The 19111-nt window shown below is 62.3% G+C and carries 13 protein-coding genes; 5 read left to right on the forward strand and 8 right to left on the reverse strand.

Features of this window, described 5'->3' with window-relative positions; translation table 11 throughout:
* Positions 1–185: IS1634 family transposase N-terminal domain-related protein (locus BUB04_RS20400; RefSeq protein ID WP_492215216.1), on the reverse strand; the 185-nt coding region annotated here is incomplete at its 3' end.
* Between the two features lie 164 nt (positions 186–349).
* Positions 350–2299, reverse strand: a complete 1950-nt coding sequence (locus tag BUB04_RS08200; RefSeq protein WP_143156415.1) for a GspE/PulE family protein — start codon at positions 2297–2299, stop codon at positions 350–352.
* 884 nt (positions 2300–3183) lie between these two features.
* Here BUB04_RS08200 and uvrA point away from each other — a divergent pair.
* The 5 genes from uvrA to BUB04_RS08225 all read left to right on the forward strand — a co-directional run bounded on the left by uvrA (position 3184) and on the right by BUB04_RS08225 (position 14175).
* Positions 3184–8514 (forward strand): excinuclease ABC subunit UvrA, encoded by a 5331-nt coding sequence (gene uvrA / locus BUB04_RS08205; RefSeq protein WP_073038518.1) that lies wholly within the window; start codon positions 3184–3186, stop codon positions 8512–8514.
* A 769-nt stretch (positions 8515–9283) separates the two neighbouring features.
* Positions 9284–10186, forward strand: coding sequence for a phosphate/phosphite/phosphonate ABC transporter substrate-binding protein (locus BUB04_RS08210; RefSeq protein ID WP_073038519.1), 903 nt, complete (start codon positions 9284–9286; stop codon positions 10184–10186).
* Positions 10187–10188: 2 nt separating this feature from the next.
* Complete coding sequence (locus BUB04_RS08215) at positions 10189–11784, forward strand: methyl-accepting chemotaxis protein (protein WP_073038520.1); 1596 nt, start codon at positions 10189–10191, stop codon at positions 11782–11784.
* A 698-nt stretch (positions 11785–12482) separates the two neighbouring features.
* Entirely contained in the window at positions 12483–13328 is an 846-nt protein-coding gene (locus BUB04_RS08220; protein ID WP_073038521.1) for a 4Fe-4S binding protein, read from the forward strand.
* Positions 13329–13347: 19 nt separating this feature from the next.
* Entirely contained in the window at positions 13348–14175 is an 828-nt protein-coding gene (locus BUB04_RS08225; RefSeq protein ID WP_073038522.1) for an ATP-grasp domain-containing protein, read from the forward strand.
* 27 nt (positions 14176–14202) lie between these two features.
* On the opposite strand, the gene BUB04_RS08230 is transcribed toward BUB04_RS08225, so the two are convergent.
* From BUB04_RS08230 to BUB04_RS08255, 6 genes are all read right to left on the reverse strand, one after another.
* On the reverse strand, positions 14203–14442 hold the full coding sequence (locus BUB04_RS08230; protein WP_073038523.1) for a MoaD/ThiS family protein: 240 nt from the start codon (positions 14440–14442) through the stop codon (positions 14203–14205).
* A 59-nt stretch (positions 14443–14501) separates the two neighbouring features.
* Positions 14502–14771, reverse strand: coding sequence for a cell division topological specificity factor MinE (gene minE / locus BUB04_RS08235; RefSeq protein ID WP_073038524.1), 270 nt, complete (start codon positions 14769–14771; stop codon positions 14502–14504).
* Between the two features lie 16 nt (positions 14772–14787).
* The gene (minD, locus tag BUB04_RS08240) at positions 14788–15579 is read right to left on the reverse strand and encodes a septum site-determining protein MinD (RefSeq protein WP_073038582.1); all 792 of its coding nucleotides are present in this window, start codon (positions 15577–15579) and stop codon (positions 14788–14790) included.
* 91 nt (positions 15580–15670) lie between these two features.
* Entirely contained in the window at positions 15671–16372 is a 702-nt protein-coding gene (minC, locus tag BUB04_RS08245; protein ID WP_073038525.1) for a septum site-determining protein MinC, read from the reverse strand.
* Positions 16373–16426: 54 nt separating this feature from the next.
* Positions 16427–17074 (reverse strand): 5' nucleotidase, NT5C type, encoded by a 648-nt coding sequence (locus BUB04_RS08250; RefSeq protein ID WP_084076310.1) that lies wholly within the window; start codon positions 17072–17074, stop codon positions 16427–16429.
* Positions 17071–18999, reverse strand: coding sequence for a bifunctional acetyl-CoA hydrolase/transferase family protein/GNAT family N-acetyltransferase (locus BUB04_RS08255; RefSeq protein ID WP_073038526.1), 1929 nt, complete (start codon positions 18997–18999; stop codon positions 17071–17073). Before BUB04_RS08255 ends, BUB04_RS08250 begins: the two co-directional genes overlap by 4 nt.
* Positions 19000–19111: the final 112 nt, after the last annotated feature.

Here is a 19111-nt window from a genome sequence, read left to right on the forward strand (position 1 = left end):
GTGAGGATCTCTTCAATGCGATTTGCTAATCCTTTTAATTGTTTGGGCTCGAGGTCCAGCTTTCCCAAATTGAGAAGAGTCCTCTGCCTAGGCCCCTTGGGAGTCCTGTAGGACTCGACCAACTGGTGGTAGAAGTAGGTGGTTCCCGTTTGGTGATCTTTTTTTCTGACTCGTCGAATGAACATAGTAGCAGGACATTAGCATGAGGAGGGAAGGCGAGTCAATGCTGGCCGTCTATTTTCTACCACTACACCCACTTTTCGATGCCCCTTCAACGGCCTTTCAGATAGTTAGATGAGCAAAATCGGTACAATGTCGCACTATGCAGCATATAGATGACAAACTTGGGCTAAGCGGCCACCTGCTGCGACGGTAGTTCGTTCTCCCTCCCCTCGCACAGGGCGATCACCTCTTCGGCGGAACGCTTGGCCAGGCCCTTGGTGGCGTCGTGGTAGATGACCCGCATGATCTCGGCGATGGAGGTGACGCCCAGGGTCGCCTTGTAGAAGGCGTCCTCGCTCATGGTCACAAAGCGGGTGTGGTCCCGGGCGATTCGGCGGATCTTGCCCGAGGTGCTGCGGGCCAGGATGGCGTCCCGAACGGCTTCGTTGACCACGAGCAGCTCGTGGACGGCGGTTCGTCCCTTGTATCCCGTGTGATAACAGTGGTGACATCCTTCCGGGGCATAGAAGGTGAACTGGTTGGGATCCAGCGGATCGATGGTGGAAAAGAAGGCCAGCTCCTCCTCCTTGGGTTCGTAGGGCACCTTGCAGTGGGGGCACAGCACGCGCACCAGGCGCTGGGAGACCACGGACACCACCGTGGAGCTGATGAGAAAGGTCTCGATCCCCATGTCCATCATGCGAAGGAGAGCCCCGGCCGTGTCGTCCGTGTGGAAGGTGGTGAGCACCTTGTGGCCCGTCAGGGACGCCTGGATCACGGCTTCCGCCGCCGTGGCATCCCTGATCTCGCCCACCATGAGCACGTCGGGATCCTGGCGCATCATGGCCTTGATGCAGTCCAGATAGGTCAGGCCCAGATGCGGGGCCACCGCCCCCTGGACGATCCCGTCGATGGCGTATTCGATGGGATCCTCCACGGTCATGATGACCCGCTCCATGTTGTTGAGATAATTGATGGAGGCATAGAGGGTGGTGGTCTTGCCGCTGCCGGTGGGGCCGGTCACCAGGATCACTCCCTGGGGATAATCCAAGATTTCCTTATAAGCCCTGAGGTTGGCCGGGTTGAAGCCCAGGGCGTTCAGATCGATCAGGGTGCTTTCGCGAGGCAAAATGCGGATGACCACCGTCTCCCCGTACATGGAAACATAGGTGGAAACCCGAAGATCGAATTCCTTGTTCATGACCCGCGCCTGGATGCGCCCGTCCTGGGGACGCTTCTTTTCGGCAATGTCCAGGGCACAGAGGGCCTTGAGGCGGCTGATGAGGCGGGGAGCCAGGGCGATGGGCAGGTCCGTCCGGTGGTGCACGATCCCGTCGATCCGGTACCGAATACGGACCCGATTTTCCAGAGGTTCGATGTGGATGTCGCTGGCCCCTTCCATGATGGCGTTGGAGATGACGAAGTTGAGGATCTCCACCACATTGTCCGCCCCCGCCTCCAGCAGCGACTTCTCCCCAATGACCAGCTCGGGCTTCTCGACGGGTTTGACCTCGGGACCCAGCTCCAGTTCGTGGTATTGCAGGTTGATGGTCTTGAGTATCTCGTCGCGGGTGGCGATGGCCGGTTCCACCTCGCAACGGAAGACCTGTTCCAGATGCCGGATCAGCTCGCCATCCAGCGGGTCCGCCATGATGACGGTGACCACCGATTCTTCCTTGAAGGCGGGCAGAACCAGGTTCTTTTTCAGAAAGGCCGGGCTGAGGCCCTTGAGAAGGTTCTTGTCCACCAGCCCCACGGTGGGAAGAATCCTGGGAATGCCGAGCTGGATGCTCAGGGCGCCGACCAGGTCCCGTTCGGTGATGAACCCCTTCTCGATGAGGATCTCTCCCAGCTTTTTCTTGCTTCCCTGCTGGGCCTCCAGGGCTTCTTCCAGCTGCTCCGGGGTGAGCATCTTCATGTTGAGCAGCACTTCCCCCATGGGAAGCTCGATCCGGTACTTTCGGAGGATGCGCCTGAGATCGGATCGGCTGATAAAACGGCACTTCACGCACAGTTCGCCGAAGGGAACATAAGCCCGGTGCTTCTTTTGCAAGTCAAGGACATGTTGGAGCTGATCCTCCGTGATCAGCCCTTCCCGCAGCAGGATATCCCCCATCTTCTGTTTTAGACGCCTCACTGACGACCTCCCGTCCGTTTCGAATCTCCCCGCCTGTCCTTCAAATCATGGGCTTTCCGCTCTTTTCAATTTCGGCCACCCTCAAGAAATCCTTGAATCTCTCGCTTGTTTTTTCGACCCACCAAGGCACCGGCAGGGTTGGAGACTTTCCTTACCTAGATGGAGCGATTCTTTGTATTCTAATGATCTCCGAGCGATTAGCGGGCGGGGATAAACCCCTCCCCTACCCAACATGTCCATCTGTCTTCGTAGGGGCGGGCTTTACGCCCGCCCACCGGAACCTCGAGATGGGGAAAAATCGCCCAATTCAGGCCTTATTGGCCTTTTTCCCTTGTTGGGATAATTCTCCCGTCACGGCCCACGACCTCGTCCGAGAACGGCTCTCCGGATCAAGATGCCGGGAAATTTCCGTTCTTTTCGCAGACGCGGGGCTTCAGCCCCGCGGAAAGGGGTGATCTTAACCTCCATCCCGGGGAGCCCGTGACAACGAAGGATGAAACGCACCTTCGGGAAGCAGCCCCCTGTAGGGGTGAACGATGATTCGCCCCTACAGGCCGCGCGCACCATCGGAACGAGGTCGCGTTTCATAGAGACCCCATGAAGTGATAGGCAATACCAAATGGGCCATCCGGCACCCGGAGGTTCCTGCGCAGCCCTAAAGGATTGCGCTACGAGAAAAACGGTCATCCGCAACGTTCTCGGACAAGCTCCCGGGGGCGGTTTGCGTGCAGACAGAGAATCCCCTGGAGCGACCTTTTCCTTTTGGACCCGACCGGGTTATAAAGCGCCTTTGCCTGCGGACGGCACGGCCCCGGCGCGGGAAAGGTCCCGGACCGAGGAGCCGTAATTATAGTGAGACACTGGGAAATGGCAAGAACAGACGCATGGATACCCATATTCGACTTCGCGGCGTACGCCAGCACAATCTCCAAAACCTGGACCTGGACATCCCCCTGCATCGCCTCATTGCCGTGAGCGGCGTGAGCGGTTCCGGAAAATCGAGCCTGGCGCTCCACACGCTCTACGCCGAAGGGCAGCGCCGGTACGTGGAAACCTTTTCCCCCTACGCCCGCCAGTTTCTGGAAAGAATGGACCGCCCAGACGCCGACGTCATCGAAGGGATTCCTCCGGCCATTGCCATCGAATCGGGAACATCCGTTCGAAGTTCCCGGTCCACGGTGGGGACCATGACGGAGATCAACGACCACCTGAAGTATCTTTACGCCCGCCTGGCCGTCCCCGTCTGCCCCGGATGCGGGGAGACCATCCGGGAGGAAAACCCCGAGACGGTCCTCCAAACACTTGAATCCCTGGATCCTGAAAGCCGCCTGCTCGTCTGTTTTCCCCACACCCCCTCCGGCACGGACTGGGTCCGACGTCTGGTTTCCCAGGGGTTTCTTCGGATCTATTCCAACGGCGTGGTGCTCGATCTGGAAGATTTTGCCGGCGGGCCAAGGATGAGCGAGCCACCTGAGGAGATCCTGGTGGTGGTGGACCGGCTCCTTTGGAAGAAGGCCGCGCCCGAGCGCGTCCTGGATTCTCTCCGCACGGCCTTTTCCATGGGAGGGGGCACGGCGTGCGTGGTGGTCCTTCCCGACCGGGTGCTGCGTTTTTCCCGGGACCTACGTTGCCCTCGCTGCGATGTGGCGGTGGAACCCAAGAGTCCCGGCCTCTTTTCTTTCAACAGTCCCCTGGGCGCCTGCCCCAAATGCCGGGGATTCGGCCGGATAATCGATGTGGACCTGGATCTGGTCATCCCGGACAAGCGGCTGTCCATCGAACGGGGGGCCATCCGTCCCTGGACTCCCGATCGCATGGAATTCCAGGATCTGATGGACTTCTGCCGCCGGAGAGGCATCCCCACCGACGTCCCCTTTGAAGATCTTTCCGAGACACATCGCCTGCAAATCATTGAGGGAACGAGCGATTTTTACGGCGTCCGCGGGTTTTTCGACTGGCTGGAAACCAAGACCTACAAGATGCACGTGAGGGTCTTTCTTTCCCGCTACCGGGCCTACCTGACCTGCAAGGCCTGCGGCGGATCCCGCTTCCGGGATGCGGTCCGCGTCTATCGGATGCGGGGGGTTTCCATCCACGAATTGTGCGCCTGGCCCGTGGGGCGGTGTCTCGGCTTCTTCCGGGAGCCCTGGCCGGAGCTGGAAGAAGACCCGGCGGCGGCCCTGCTGGCCCAGGAAATCCGAAACCGGCTTCAGTTCCTGGTGGACGTGGGGCTGGATTATCTCACCTTGGACCGCCAATCCCGCACCCTGTCGGGAGGCGAAGTGCAGCGGGTGCATCTCACCCGCGCCCTGGGTTCCGCTCTCACGCACGTTCTCTACGTTCTGGACGAACCCAGCGTGGGCCTGCACCCACGGGACCAGCAGCGCCTCATGAATCAGCTCCACCGGCTCGTATCTCTGGGAAACACCGTGGTCATGGTGGAGCACGACCCGGACATGATCCGCCTGGCCGATCACGTGATCGACATGGGACCGGGCGGCGGCGAGCGGGGTGGCCGGGTCCTCTACCAGGGACCGCCCGAAGGGCTGGCCCGGGCTCAAGGCAGCCTCACGGGCCTCTACCTGAAAGACGACGGAAAGCGAATCCCGCCCGGCGCCTCCGCCCATCGCCCCCGAAGACGCCCCGACGGGAACCGGGCCCTGGTGGTCCGGGGCGCCGCGGAAAACAATCTGAAGAACATCACCGTCTCCATTCCCCTGGGCTGCCTGGTGGGGGTGAGCGGCGTTTCCGGATCGGGAAAGAGCACGCTGGTGGAGGACACCCTCTACCACAACTGGCTGCGGCTCATGGGAAGGCCGAGCGAACAGCCCGGCCGCTGCAGCGCCCTGGAAGGAGCGGATCGCGTGGACGACATGGTCCTGGTGGATCAGCGCCCCGTGGGCCGCTCCCCCCGGGCGAACCTTCTCACCTACACCAAGGTGCTGGACCCCATCCGCAAGATGCTGGCTTCCACGCCGGAAGCCCGGCTGCGCGGCTATTCCGCCGGGCATTTTTCCTTCAACGTCCCCGGAGGACGCTGCGACCACTGCAAGGGGGAAGGCTTTCAGAAGATCGAGATGCAGTTCCTGGCCGACGCCTACGTGCGCTGCCCCGTGTGCAACGGCCGCCGGTTCCGCGACGAGGTGCTGGACGTGCGCGTCAAGGGCCTTTCCATCGCCGACATCCTGGAGAGCACCGCCGCGGAGATCCTGGAAGCCTTTCCCGAAAACGAAGCCGTCCGCAAGGCCCTGGAACCGGTGGTGGCCATCGGACTGGACTACCTGCGGCTGGGCCAGCCGCTGACCCTGCTCTCCGGAGGGGAAGCCCAGAGGCTCAAATTGCTTCGGTACCTGAGTCCAGGCCGGGCGGGAGCATCCTCCAAAGGCGTTTGCTTCCTGCTGGACGAGCCCACCGTGGGACTTCATCCCCACGATCTGGAAAAGCTCGTGGAGGTGCTCCATCACCTGGTGGATCGGGGCCACACCGTGGTGGTGGTGGAACACAACCTGGAACTGCTGTGGGCCTGCGACTGGATCATCGACCTGGGCCCGGAAGGAGGAGACGCGGGCGGCACGGTGGTGGCTGCGGGAAGTCCGGAGGAGATCGCCGCCAATTCCGCAAGCCACACGGGACGGTTCCTGGCCTCCCGTTTTCTGAAACGAGACGCCGGGAGCGTCCCCGCAGACGGCACCGCCCGGCCCGCCCCCTCCGGCCCGGCCCGGGCTTCGGTCCCGCCGTCGGAGATCGTGGTTCGCGGCGCCCGGGAGCACAACCTGCAGCTGGAGGAGGTTCGGTTTCCCCTGAACCGGATGACGGTGATCACGGGCCTGAGCGGATCGGGCAAATCCTCCCTGGCCTTCGACATTCTCTTTGCGGAAGGCCAGCGCCGCTACCTGGAATGCCTTTCCACCTACGTGCGCCAGTACTTCAAGATTCTGGAAAAACCGGACGTGGACCAGATCCTGGGGCTCCCGCCCACGGTGGCCATCGAGCAGAGGACCGCGCAGCCGGGAAAGAAATCGACGGTGGGAACCATTACCGAGATCTACCATTTCCTGCGCCTTCTCTTTGCCCGGATCGGCCGCCAGCACTGCCCGGAATGCGGTCGTCCGGTGGACGCCATGAGTCCGGACACCATCGTGCACCTGCTGGAACGGGAACTCCGGGAACGGCCGGCCGCCGTTCTGGCTCCGTTGGTCCGCGGCCGCAAGGGGATCTACCGGGACCTCTTCATGAGACTCCGACGCCTGGGCTACCGGAGCGTTCGAATCGACGGAATCCTTCATCCCCTGGATCCCCTGCCGGCCATCGCCCGCCACCGGGAACACGACATCGAGGTGGTGGTCCTGGAAGAGGAGAACGTCGGAAGCCTGAACCAGGGCGAACTGCAGCGCCGCATTTTGGAGGCCCTGCGCCTGGGCGGGGGCACCGTGGTGGCGGCCGGGGATCAAGACCGTTTCTTCAGCCGTCATCTCACCTGCCGACGGTGCGAAAGGAGTTTCGCGCCGCTGGATCCGCGGCTCTTTTCCTTCAACAGCCGCCTGGGCGCCTGCCCGCACTGCGAAGGCAGCGGCCTGCAAGGCGACGAAACCTGTTCCCATTGCGGCGGAACACGGCTGAACGAACAGGCCCGGGCCGTGCGGGTTCACGGCTGGACCATCGGGGCTCTGACGGACCTTCCGGTGAAGGAGTTCGAAAAGACCTGGAAGGCTTTGCCCTTCGGGCCTTCCGAAGAGCCGGTTTCCGGGCCCATCTCCAGGGAAGTCCTGGAGCGCGTGGGGTTCCTGCGCCGCGTGGGCCTGGACTACCTGGCCCTCGGCCGGGCCGGGCACACTTTGTCGGGAGGCGAAGCCCAGCGGATCCGCCTGGCGGCCCAACTGGGATCCACGCTCCGGGGCGTCTGCTACATCCTGGACGAACCCACCATCGGCCTTCATCCGGTGGACAATGAGAAGCTGCTGGCGGGGCTTCGGGAACTCACGGACCGCGGAAACAGCGTGATCGTCGTGGAGCACGATTCGGACACCCTGCGCCTGGCCGACAAGATCCTGGAACTGGGACCGGAAGCCGGATCCGGCGGCGGAAGGCTCACGGCCCAGGGCCGCTACGACGACCTGGTCCGACAACCCCACACCCTCACCGGGCGCTGGTTCGGCCGCAAGGCTCCCGCAGAGAATCCGCACCGGAAAAAGAAAGTCCCCGGCCATGCCGGCTGGATCACCGTGCGGGGAGCCCGCGCCAACAACCTGAAAGGGATCGATGCGGCCTTTCCGCTCCAGACCCTCACCTGCGTCACGGGCGTTTCGGGATCGGGAAAGAGCACCCTGGTCCATGAGGTCCTGCAAACGGCCCTCGCGGGAATCAAGAAGGGCGTCCCGTGGGACCCCGCCTGGCCCCTTGCGGCCCTGGAAGGCCACGAGCCGATCCAGCGGGTCGTGGAGGTGGACCACGCCCCCATCGGCCGCACCCCCCGGTCCACGCCCGCCACCTATGTGGGCATCTGGGACGAGATCCGAAAGCTCTTCGCCGCCGTTCCGGAAAGCCGCACCCGGGGTTTTCAGCCGGGACGCTTTTCCTTCAACGTCAAGGGAGGCCGGTGCGAATCGTGCCAGGGCCAGGGTCGGACCCGGGTGGCCATGAGCTTCCTTCCCGACGTGACGGTTCCCTGCACCACCTGCGGCGGGCGCCGGTTCAACAGGGAAACGCTGGCCATCCGCTACGGCGGCGCTTCCATCGCCGACGTCCTGGCCATGACCGTCACGGAAGCCAGGAACTTCTTCGCCGCCGTTCCCAAGGTCTTCCGGCCGTTAGTGGTCCTGGACGATCTGGGCCTGGGCTATCTCACCCTGGGCCAGCCCAGCCCCACCCTGTCGGGCGGCGAGGCCCAGCGCATCAAGCTGGCGGCGGAACTCACCAACCACAAGGCCCCCACCCTGTACCTGCTGGACGAACCCACCACCGGACTGCACCGGGCCGATGTGCACCGGCTGGTTGGGGTTCTTCGGGCCCTGGTGGACCAGGGGCACACGGTGGTCGTCATCGAGCACAACCTGGACCTGGTGGCCGCCTCCGACTACGTGCTGGACCTGGGCCCCGGAAGCGCCGACGAGGGCGGCCGGCTGACGGCCTGCGGCCCGCCGGAAGAACTGGCCCGCCGGGCTGAAGACCTTCCTTCGGCCACGGCCCGGGCCCTGCGGCGCCACCTGCAAGGCTGAACGGAACTGATAGCCAACTAAGCCATTGGGCTCGGGCCGAAACCCGGTTAGTCGGCACACCGGTCTGTATAGAGACGGCCCCTTCCCCGCCAGGATGAAAGAACCTGCACCGCGGCGCTGTCTTTCTGTGGGGGCGCCGCAAGGAGCCGGGAGCGGCACCATCGCCACGAAATAGCCGGCCACCCCCAGCGCGGCTTGCCCCGCTCCCACAAGGGACCAAAGCCGAGGTTGTTTTCACAACAAAATGTCCCTCTCCCTCATTTCCGATCATGATGCTTTCTTTGCGTCTTTGCGCGAGACCTTTTTTACCTCCCGCCAAACCGCTATTTTCTTTCACATTAACGGTCATGGCTCCCCTCGCGCCACCCCGCATGGATGAAAGAGCGGGCAGGAGCAAGGGCATTTGTCGGAACGCCGCGATATGCCATTCTCTATGAGTCACTGCGCGCCCATTGCATTGCCGGGCACCCTCATTGCAGCCTTCGCAGTTTCTACAACGAAGAAGATTTGCGTCTATTCGCGTTCATTCGCGGTTCTCTTTCATATTAACCCCCATCACGGAGGGCCCGTGATAACGAAGGATGAGAATCTCGTGTTTACGGAATGTTAAAGAGACTTTCAGTGACTTCCAGTAGCTTGAAGGCATCGAAAAAATTAAAAATACCTAAAGGTTCCGGATCTCCCCGCCGATTTTGCTCTATGGGTACGCCACGCCTTTCGGTTTTAGGCCGGGAACTGAAAACTACATTACGAAAAGGGAGGTTATTCCATGACGACACTCACCCGCAAACTGGCCAAGGGAATGGTTTTCTCGCTGTCTCTTCTCGTTCTGCTGGGGTTCACCTCCACCAGCCATGCGGACTACAAGATCGGGGTCCTGGCCAAGCGGGGTGCTCCCACCTGCATGGCCAAATGGGGGGCCACGGGGGCTTACCTGACGGAAAGGACCGGAGAAAAATGCACCATCGTTCCTCTCAAGTTCGAGGCCATCGAACCGGCCGTCAAGGAGGGACGGGTGGATTTCGTTCTGGCCAACTCCGCCTTCTACGTGGAGCTCAAGAAAAAATACAACGTCCGCGCCGTGGCGACCCTTGTGAATTCGACTCAGGGCAAGGCCTTGAAGGAGTTCGGCGGGGTGATCTTCGTCCGCAAGGACAGCCCCGTCCAAACCCTTGAAGATATCAAGGGCAAGAAGTTCATGTGCGTGAACAAATCTTCTTTCGGCGGCGCCCACATGGCCTGGCGACTTCTTTTGGAAAACGGGATCGACCCCACCAAGGACTGCGCAGCCTTTCTGGAAGGCGGAAAGCATGACAACGTGGTCCTGGCGGTGAAGAACGGCACGGCCGAAGTGGGAACGGTGCGTTCCGACACGCTGGAACGCATGCAGGACGAGGGAAAGATCCGCATGGATGAGTTCCGGATCATCCACAAGGTGGAAGACGACTTCCCCTTCGTGCACAGCACCCGGCTCTATCCGGAATGGCCCCTGGCCGCCCTGGAAAAGACGGACCCGGCCCTGGCGGACAAGGTGGCGGCCGCCCTGAAAGCCATGCCCGCTGATTCGGAAGCCGCCAAGCGCGCCAAGATCGTGGGCTGGACCGATCCGGCCGACTACACGCCCGTTGAAGAATGCCTCAAAGCCATCAAGTTCGGCGTCTTTGGAGAGTAGCCATGTGGAAGAAATTCGGCGTCGAAGCCCGATTCATAGCCGTAGTGGTCCTTCTGAGCCTCTCGCTGGTGGGCGTGGTGGTAGGCTTTCTGGTGGTCACGGCCTCCAAGAGCCAGAACGACCTGACCGCCACCATGGTGAGCGCCTTGCGGGAGGAGCAGAAGGTTGAGAAGGAATTGCTGGAAAAGTCCCTCGTATTGAAAGGCGAGTCGCTGGCCGGGCTTCTGGCTCATACGGGCTCCACCCTCATCGTGGGCTACGATTTCGCTTCCCTGCTGGGGCTGGCGCAAAGCGCGGCCAAGGACCCCGACGTGGCCTACGTGGTCTTCTACGACAAGGAGGGCAAGGCTCTGACCGAAGAACCGGCGTCCAAGGAAGGCCTTCTTCCCGTGACGGCACCGGTCGCCTTTGAAGGAGAAGAGCTGGGAACCGTTGAGGTGGGGCTTTCCCGGGCCTTTGCCGAAACGTCCAGCGCCCAGGTGGAGGAACGGATCGGCAAGGTGGTGGCGCAAGCCCGGGCTCAAAGGGATGCCTCCTTTGACCGCATTTTGCTGCAGGCTTCCGCGACCACCTTCGCGGGCGTGATCGCCCTGTGCCTGGTGGTCTATTGGGCCATGGTGCGTCTGGTTTCGCGCCCCATCAAGGGATTGGCCGCCCGCATGAGCCAGGGAGCGAGCAGCGTGCTTCTGGCATCGGATCAACTGGCCGCGGCGGGGCAGACCCTGGCCGAGGCGGCCTCCGAACAGGCGGCCGGAGTGGAGGAGACGTCCTCTTCCCTGGAAGAGATGAACTCCATGACCCGAAGCAACGCGGACAACGCCGCCCACGCCGCCTCCATCGTGAGGGAAACCCGCGACAAGTTCGAAGAGGCGTCGGGGGCCATGGAGGACCTGCAGGGGTCCATGCGGGAAATCTCGCGGGCCAGCGAGGAAACCCAAAAGATCATCAAGACCATCGATGAGATCGCCTTCCAGACCAACCTGCTCTCGCTCAACGCGGCGGTGGAAGCCGCCCGGGCCGGCGAGGCGGGAGCCGGTTTCGCCGTGGTGGCCGACGAAGTCCGCAACCTGGCCATGCGGGCGGCCGAGGCGGCCCGAAACACCTCGACCATCATCGAGGACATCATGAAGAAGGTCCAGGTGGGCTCGCAGCTGGTGGACCGCACCAGCACGTCCTTCGGCGATGTGAAGCAGCGGAGCGGACAATTGGCCGATCTCATCGGCGAGATCGCCGAGGCATCCCGGGAACAGGCTTCGGGAATCGAACAGATCAGTCGCGCCATTTCCGAAATGGACCATCTGGTGCAACGAAATGCCGCCAACGCGGAAGAGACCGCTTCGGCCGCCGAAACCCTCCGGGAGCAGTCCCAGAAGATGGATGAGGTGGTCCATTCGCTGATAGCGCTGGTCGAAGGGGAGCGAAAGAGGGAAAGGCGTCAGGAGGAAGCGCCTCCACAAGCTCCCGTCCGCAAGGGAGCCAAACCCCGGGCTTCCGGCAAGGGCAACGGGCGTGCCGCACCCCGAGCCCTGGAACCTCCGGCGGGCCGACGTCCGGCCCGGCCACCGGAAGAAAGCCACGAGGGGTTCGAAGACTTCTAAGGCAAAGGGGCGCACCACGGTGCGCCCTTTTTGTGGCCCACGGCTCCCAGAAGGGTGTCTGAAAATCCTGGGGGTGACCTCTCTTTTCGTAGCGCAGCCCTTTAGGGCTGCGGAGGATCCACCGACCGTCGGATAGGCCATCGGATTCGGCCTTTTATTTCATGTGGTTACGATTGCCTTTTTCCGCGGGGCTGAAGCCCCGCGGCTACGAAAGATGTCGGGTTCCTTGTCGATTCATCAAGAAAACCCGTTCTCAGACAAGCTCCTAGGAGCGAGTCCGAGAACCCCTCAAACCGTCATTCCCGCGCAAGCGGGAGTCCATAAGTTGCCGGAACTCCTGGATCCCCGCGTCGCTTGTCCCCGGCTTGAACCTGGCAATTTCCCCAAGCCCCCTACCATAGCGCATGGGCCTCTTGGGTGGGGGCGGGGGTTGATCCCCCCAAGCGCGACATTCCTCCTGGTCGCACGGCTGAACTCCGCAAGTGGGCAAAACCTTGATCTGTAGGGGCGAAAGATTTTTCGCCCCTACGCCCGCCGCCTGACCCGCCATGAGGATAAGGGCATCGGGTGCCCCCCGATCGGCCCCCGCCTGGCGTTGACGAGGATCTTCTTGTAGGATGGGAATCTCGGAGCGGGTGGCAAAACGACTCTTCCACGCGATGTTCAGATGACGATTCCCAAGGAAGCGAGGTCATCCCATGTGCCAATTCTGCCATCAACACGGGGAAGGAAAGAAGTGGTACCACAACGCCGCCAACTACGCCGAAGACCTCTTGAGCGACCTGGAGCGGCGCCGCTATATCAAGGAATTCGTTTGCGACGTGGCCACCGACAAGGCCCGGGAACTGGAAGAAACCTTCCAGCGTGCCCTGAAGGTACCCCGCTGGCTGAGGGAGATCGGATACCGATTCTATGAGCAGAAATACCGGCGGGATCATTTCGGCCAGGTGATCCCCAAGGAAGATCTTTACGAGGTCTATCGCAATGCCGGCTCCATCGTGCGGCTGCCCTGCGTGTGCCGAAAAAGCAGCACGGGAGCCAAGGAAGCCCGGTACTGCATCGGACTGACCCTGGATCCGGAAAAGCTCCTGGAGATCAAGGAAGCCTTCCTGGAGACCTTCCAGTTCGGACCCCACACGGACCCGTTCGAACGGCTTACGGTGGAACGGGCCATGGCCCTCACGGAAGATTTCGAAAAGGAAGGGCTGATCCACACCATCTGGACGTTCAAGACGCCCTTCATCGGCGCCGTGTGCAATTGCGACCGTGCGGACTGCCTGGCCATGAAGGCCTACCAGTACCAGTTCCACCTCTTTTTCCGGGGGGAATACGTGGCCCGGGTGGATGAGGAGCGCTGCATCGGGTGCCGCCGTTGCCTCCAGGCCTGCCAGTTCGGGGCCCTGGGTTATTCGGCCCATCGGCGCACGGCCTTCGTGGATCCCCTGCGCTGCTACGGGTGCGGGATCTGCCGCGCCCACTGCGAGCAAGGAGCCATCTTCCTGCAGGAAAGGGCCGCTCACCCCCGGGCGGCCTCCCTGTGGTAGAGGGCACGCCCGTTAAGCCATGATCGTATCGTACCATCCCGTCATCCCCGGCGACGTGAACCGCCTGTGCGCCGGCCGGGAACCGAACGAGGAAGACCGGGAATGGCTCCGCAGGGCCCGTGCGGTCATTTTGCCACAGGGCTGTTCCAAGTCCCTCTACCGGATGGCGGTCCGGCACTGTCCCCACGTCTTTCCCGACTACCGAGCGCGGTTTCTCTACCCGGGAAAGATCGGGGACATCCGCCTCTTTCGAGCCCGGGGGGTTCCCCATCCCCAAACCTCCCTCTTTCTTTCAACCGCCCACTGCCCGGAAGGCTTCCTGGCGTCCCTGCGCTACCCCGTGGTGTTCAAGGGCAATCACGGCGGCGAAGGCGAGCAGGTGTTTCCGGTCTCTTCCACCGAGGAGGCCCGATTCCGTCTCCGTTATTTTACGGAAATGGAACGCTGCGGTTTTCCGGGTTTCCTGGTCCAGGAATTGGTCCCGACGGACGGCCGGGATCTTCGGGTGGTGGTGATCGGTCGCAGGATCGTGAGCTACTGGCGGGTGCAGGACGACCCAACCCGTTTCCTGCACAATACGGCCCGCGGCGCCCGCATCGATCGGCACGGGGACCCGGAGCTCCAGGCCGAGGGGCGCCGGTGGGTGCGACGCCTTTGCGCCGAGACGGGGATCAATCTGGCGGGAATCGATCTCTTGTTTGCCTCCGGGGCGGCGGGATGGGCGCGTTGGAAGACGCCCCTTTTTCTGGAGATCAACTACTTCTTCGGGAGGAAGGGCCTGGGGGGAAGCATGGCCTACTACGCCCTGTTGAAGGAAGAGGTTTCCCGATGGCTCAAGGGGATTTGAGACGGTTTCTCCCGCTGTCCACAGGGATCAACCACCGCCCACCGGAGGGAAGAACGCCACCCGCTCGTCTCCCTGCAATGCGGTGTCGGGGGGCGACGCCAGGCCGTTGACCATGATGAGTTTGATCTCCTTTTCCGGAAGGTTCAGCCGGCGGATCACCTCGCGAACCGTGGTTCCAGGCTCCACCTCCAGGCGGATGCCTTCGGTGGGATCATAGTCCGGAACGCATCTTCTGAGGGTGGCGGACAGAAGGACTTGAAGGGCCATGGTTTCCTCTCGCTCACATGTCGGCTCGGGCCGCCATCGCCTTGGGACGCACCGGGGTCTCAGGTGGCCGCCACGTTCCGATAGACGCGTTTCACCTGCACGTTGGACACAAGCGCCGTATATTCCTTGCCTTCTTCGAAATCGACCCGGATGGAATTGCGGTCGATTTCCATGTACCTGGAAAGCACCTCGATGATATCGTTTTTCAGCGCCTCGAGAAGATCCGGCGAGATATCCAACCGGTCGTGCATGAGCACCACGCCCAGGCGTTTGCGGGCCGTCTCCGCGCTGTTCCTCTCCCGAAAGAACCTCTGAATGGCCTTCAACATACCGGCTCCCTCCTTATCAACCTCCGAAGATCCGCTTGACCCGGCTCAAGAATCCCCCGTCCTGGTCGTCGTCGAACGGCACGTTCTCACCGTTCAGCCTCGCTGCGATCTTCTGAAACGCGGCTCCCGCCCGGCTGCCGCGCTCATGGACCAGCGGCACCCCGCGGTTGGTGGAAACGACCACCTCCTCGCTTTCCGGAACCACCCCGATGAGGGGGACCGAAAGCAGGGAGACGATGTCCGCCGTGGACATCATGTCGCCCTTCTTGACCATCTTCACGTTGAGCCGGTTGATGATGAGATGGATATCCTTCAGGAGGTTGGCTTCCAGGAGGCCGATGACGCGGTCCGCATCGCGGATGGCTGACACCTCCGGCGTGGTGACCACCAGGGCCTGCTGGGCTCCCGCCACGGCGTTCTTGAAACCCCGCTCGATCCCGGCCGGACAGTCGATAAGGACGAAGTCGTGCTCTTGGGCCAGCTCCCCGCACAGCGCCTTCATCTGCTCCGGTTTGACGGCGTCCTTTTCTCGGGTTTGTGCTGCGGGAATGATATGCAGCGTCTTGAGCTTCCGGTCCCGGATCATGGCCTGCTCGGTCCGGCATTTGCCTTCCACGATGTCCACCAGGTTGTAGACGATGCGGTTTTCCAGGCCCATCACCACGTCCAGGTTGCGGAGCCCGATATCCGCATCGATCATGACGACGCTGTAGCCCTTCTTGGCCAGGGCCGTCCCCAGGTTGGCGACCGTCGTGGTCTTGCCGACGCCGCCCTTGCCGGAGGTGACAACGATTGTTCTTCCTGCCATGGTCCTTCCTTCCTTGATCTTGAAGAGACCCTTTCGGGTCATGGCTCAAAGGTGCGCCAAGGTGCCTGTGTGGCATCTTCCGCCGAGGGTGTCAATAGCTGACCACCTGAATGAGGTCCCCCTTCACTTCGGCCACTTCGTAGCGTTTCGGCTTGGGCTTGCGCCCCCGGGGAGGCAGGGCCACCACGTCGGCGATGCGTAGCTGCTGGGGTTCGATGTGCAGGGCCCAGATCTTGGCGCTTCGATCGCCTTCCGCCCCGGCGTGGGCCACGCCCCGCAACGTTCCAAAGACCACGATGTCCCCCGCGGCGATGATCTCCGCCCCCGGGTTTACATCCCCCAGAATGACCAGCTCCGCCGGGGATTCGATGCGGGTTCCGGACCGGCACGTCTGACGCACCACCAGCGGAGGCTCCGCGCCGGGGGGCGGCTCCTGGGGGGCCGCGGCCGCCCTCTCCCTTTCCCCCTCCAGGGAGACCTTCACTCCCAGCACCGCGCCGGCCCACCGGAAAAAGGCGCCGTTGGAAGACCCCAGGCGCACTTCCGCCAGTTCCACTCCGGCCGCCTGCTCCAGCAGCGCGCGCACGGCATGAATTTCATCGGGGTCGAAGGTCCGGCGGCGGAGGTCCAGGATCATGCGCGAGTTCTGAAAAAACGCCTTGGACTCCTCCAGCTTGGTCCTCAGGGCTTCCAGCAGGTCCGGCAGAGGGATCTCGCCGTTCACGATCAGCAGGAACCCTTCCCGGTCCGCCTTGATCACGAAGGGAAGGGTGTCCCTCATTCGCCCGAGCATCCGTCCAATCCTTCCAGATTGCGGAAGGTCGTGGTCAACCTCCCGTGTTTTCCATCAGTCTTCCCACGCCAAGAGATCGTTCAGCTCGCTCCAACTGTAGATCCTGGGGAAAGACGCCCCTTCCTGATTCCAGGGCTGATCGAAGAGAATCGGCACAAATCCCCGCTGGGCCAGGAGCCGGCACGTTTCCAGACGATCCTCCACAAAGTAGCGGACTCCCATCTCCTTCAGCACGCGGTGCTTCACTTCGGGATCCCCCGTGGCCGTCACCTGGATGGACCCCGCGGGCACCTCCGGCAGCAGCCCTTCGAGCCACCGCACGATGGACTCCGGCCATATTCGCGCAGTCACGAACCGAAGCGGGCCGTAGCCGGCCAGTCGAGTCAGAACCTCCGCCGCCCCCTCCATGGCCGGGACGCGCAGCGTATGGTCATCGTCCAGGGTCAGGCAGATGAGGTCGTCGATCACATGGGCGGGAGCCGGGACGCATTGATACAGGTTGTAGCAGATGAGGTGGTCCTTGCGGAGATGGGTCAGGCCGTACCGGGTCCGGGCCAGGTCCACAAACACCTGCATGGTGTCGGCCACCACCCCGTCGATGTCGAAGGCGATATCTCTCGGACGGATCCCGACCGGCCGCTCCAAGGGTTTTTCATAAATGGGTGCGGCGCTACAGATGTGGGATTCCATCCTCGTGGTCATGATCTGGCGGACTCCTTGGCCGCGGTCTCCCCTTCCGTGAGGCACACCTGGGCCGGTTCGTCGAACCGGAAGGAGATTTCGTAGATGCCGTCTTCCAGGACGCTGTGGATCACGTAGCCCACCTTGTGGAAGACGGAGAGCATCTTGCGATTGGACGCCAGCACGTAGGCGGTGAAACCGCTGATGCCCTTGCTCTTGGCGATCTCACACAGGTAATGCAACAAAAAGGTCCCGATCCCCTTGCGCTGCCATTCGGCCCGCACCGCAAAGTCCACCTCGGCCATGTTGGTCTTCTGGTCCAGGATGTAGCGGCCCAAGCCGATGATGGTCTCGGCGCCGATCTCCCCCGTGACGGCCACGATGGCCATTTCGTGCTCGTAGTCGATGTTGCACATGGCCTGGGTGTCCCGGTGGGGAAAGACGCGCATGGCCGAAAGGAAGCGATAGTAGATGTCCTGATCGGGCAGGGAATAGAAGAATTCCTGGAGCGCCCGTTCGTCCGTGGGCTTGATGGGCCGGAAAAAGACCTTCTCGTTGCCCGGGAAGATCTGGTAGGTCTCCCACTGGCCCGGATAAAGCGGCTCGTAAATGGGGGGCAGGATCTGATCCTGGTAGACGTAGCGAAGCTTCTTGGCTTCCTCCAGCAGCCTTTCCCGGAACTTGGGATGGGCGATGTTGATCAGCGCCAGAGCCCGCTCCCGGACCGTCTTTCCGTGGAGATAGGCGATCCCGAATTCCGTCACCACGTACTGCACGGCGCTCCGGGAACTGACCACGCCGGCCCCCGCCGTGAGATGGCTCACGATCCGGGACTTCCTGCCGTCCGGACTGGTGGAGGGGAGCACGATGATGGTCTTGCCCTTCCGGGCGCACGAAGCCCCCAGCATGAAATCCACGTAGCCGCCGATGCCGCTGTAGACCTTGTGGCCGATGGAATCGGCGCACACCTGGCCGGTAAGGTCGATCTCCAGGGCCGAATTGATGGCCACCATCTGGTCGTTCTGGCTGATGACCCGACTGTCGTTCACATAGTCGATGGGATAGAACTCCACCTGGGGATTGTTGTGCACAAAATCGTAAAGGGACCGGGATCCCAGGCAGAAACTGGCGATGATCTTGCCCCGGTGCAGGGTCTTGCGGCTGCCGGTGATGACCCCCTGCTTCACCAGGTGGAGATGGGCGTCGGTGATCATTTCCGCGTGGACGCCCAGGTCTTTCTTGTCCGTCAGGTTCATGAGAACCGCATTGGTGATGCGTCCCATGCCCACCTGGATGGTGGATCCGTCCTCCACCAGACTGGAAACGTACTTGGCCATCCGCTCGGCCATGGCGCTCTTTTCCCGGTACACCACCTCCAGGAGCGGCTCCCGATGCTCCACGAAATGGTGGATCCGGCTCACGTGCACGAAGCTGTCCCCCATGGTCCGGGGCATGTTGGGGTTGACCTGGGCGATGACCACCTGCGCCCGTTCGATGGCGATCTTGGCCATGTCCACCCCGATGCCCAGGGAACAGAACCCGTGCTCGTCGGGCGGCGTCACCTGAATGAGGCAGATGTCCACACTGAGCGGGCTTTCCTCTCGAAGGATGCGGGGGGCCTGGGAAAAATAGACGGGGATGTAGTCCGCCAGGCCGGCGTTGACCGCCCGCCGGGCCTTGGGGCCCACAAAGAAGGTGCGAAGCCGGGCGTGGCGGGACAGTTCGCTCCAGTCTTCGGGCAGAGCCCCCAGGGAAAGGGCCTGGAGGATCTCCACATCCCTGTACCCGGGGAGCAGGTCCACCAGGGTGCGGGTCAGGTGCTGGGGTTCCGACGCACCGGAACCGATCAGGACCCGGCATCCGTCCTGCAAGGCGCTTCGGAGCGCACTCTCGGCGGTGCCGGTGCGCTTCCGATAGATTCTGTTCCAACTTCGTATGTAGGTCATCAAGGCTGCAATCGCCGCTCCCGCCCGAGAAGATTCATCCGGCTGTTTTTAATGGATTTTCGCAAACCAAAGATGCCAGCCTGATTGTCGTGACATAATGACGGGATCGTCT

The organism is Desulfacinum infernum DSM 9756 (assembly GCF_900129305.1).
Taxonomy (GTDB): Bacteria; Desulfobacterota; Syntrophobacteria; order Syntrophobacterales; family DSM-9756; genus Desulfacinum; species Desulfacinum infernum.

Bases quoted from the DNA above. Each gene is read 5' to 3' on its own strand.
- uvrA (WP_073038518.1), top strand. From the start codon at position 3,184: ATGGATACCCATATTCGACTTCGCGGCGTACGCCAGCACAATCTCCAA.
- BUB04_RS08210 (WP_073038519.1), top strand. From the start codon at position 9,284: ATGACGACACTCACCCGCAAACTGGCCAAGGGAATGGTTTTCTCGCTG.
- BUB04_RS08215 (WP_073038520.1), top strand. From the start codon at position 10,189: ATGTGGAAGAAATTCGGCGTCGAAGCCCGATTCATAGCCGTAGTGGTC.
- BUB04_RS08220 (WP_073038521.1), top strand. From the start codon at position 12,483: ATGTGCCAATTCTGCCATCAACACGGGGAAGGAAAGAAGTGGTACCAC.
- BUB04_RS08225 (WP_073038522.1), top strand. From the start codon at position 13,348: ATGATCGTATCGTACCATCCCGTCATCCCCGGCGACGTGAACCGCCTG.
- BUB04_RS08230 (WP_073038523.1), bottom strand. From the start codon at position 14,442: ATGGCCCTTCAAGTCCTTCTGTCCGCCACCCTCAGAAGATGCGTTCCG.
- minE (WP_073038524.1), bottom strand. From the start codon at position 14,771: ATGTTGAAGGCCATTCAGAGGTTCTTTCGGGAGAGGAACAGCGCGGAG.
- minD (WP_073038582.1), bottom strand. From the start codon at position 15,579: ATGGCAGGAAGAACAATCGTTGTCACCTCCGGCAAGGGCGGCGTCGGC.
- minC (WP_073038525.1), bottom strand. From the start codon at position 16,372: ATGCTCGGGCGAATGAGGGACACCCTTCCCTTCGTGATCAAGGCGGAC.
- BUB04_RS08250 (WP_084076310.1), bottom strand. From the start codon at position 17,074: ATGACCACGAGGATGGAATCCCACATCTGTAGCGCCGCACCCATTTAT.
- BUB04_RS08255 (WP_073038526.1), bottom strand. From the start codon at position 18,999: ATGACCTACATACGAAGTTGGAACAGAATCTATCGGAAGCGCACCGGC.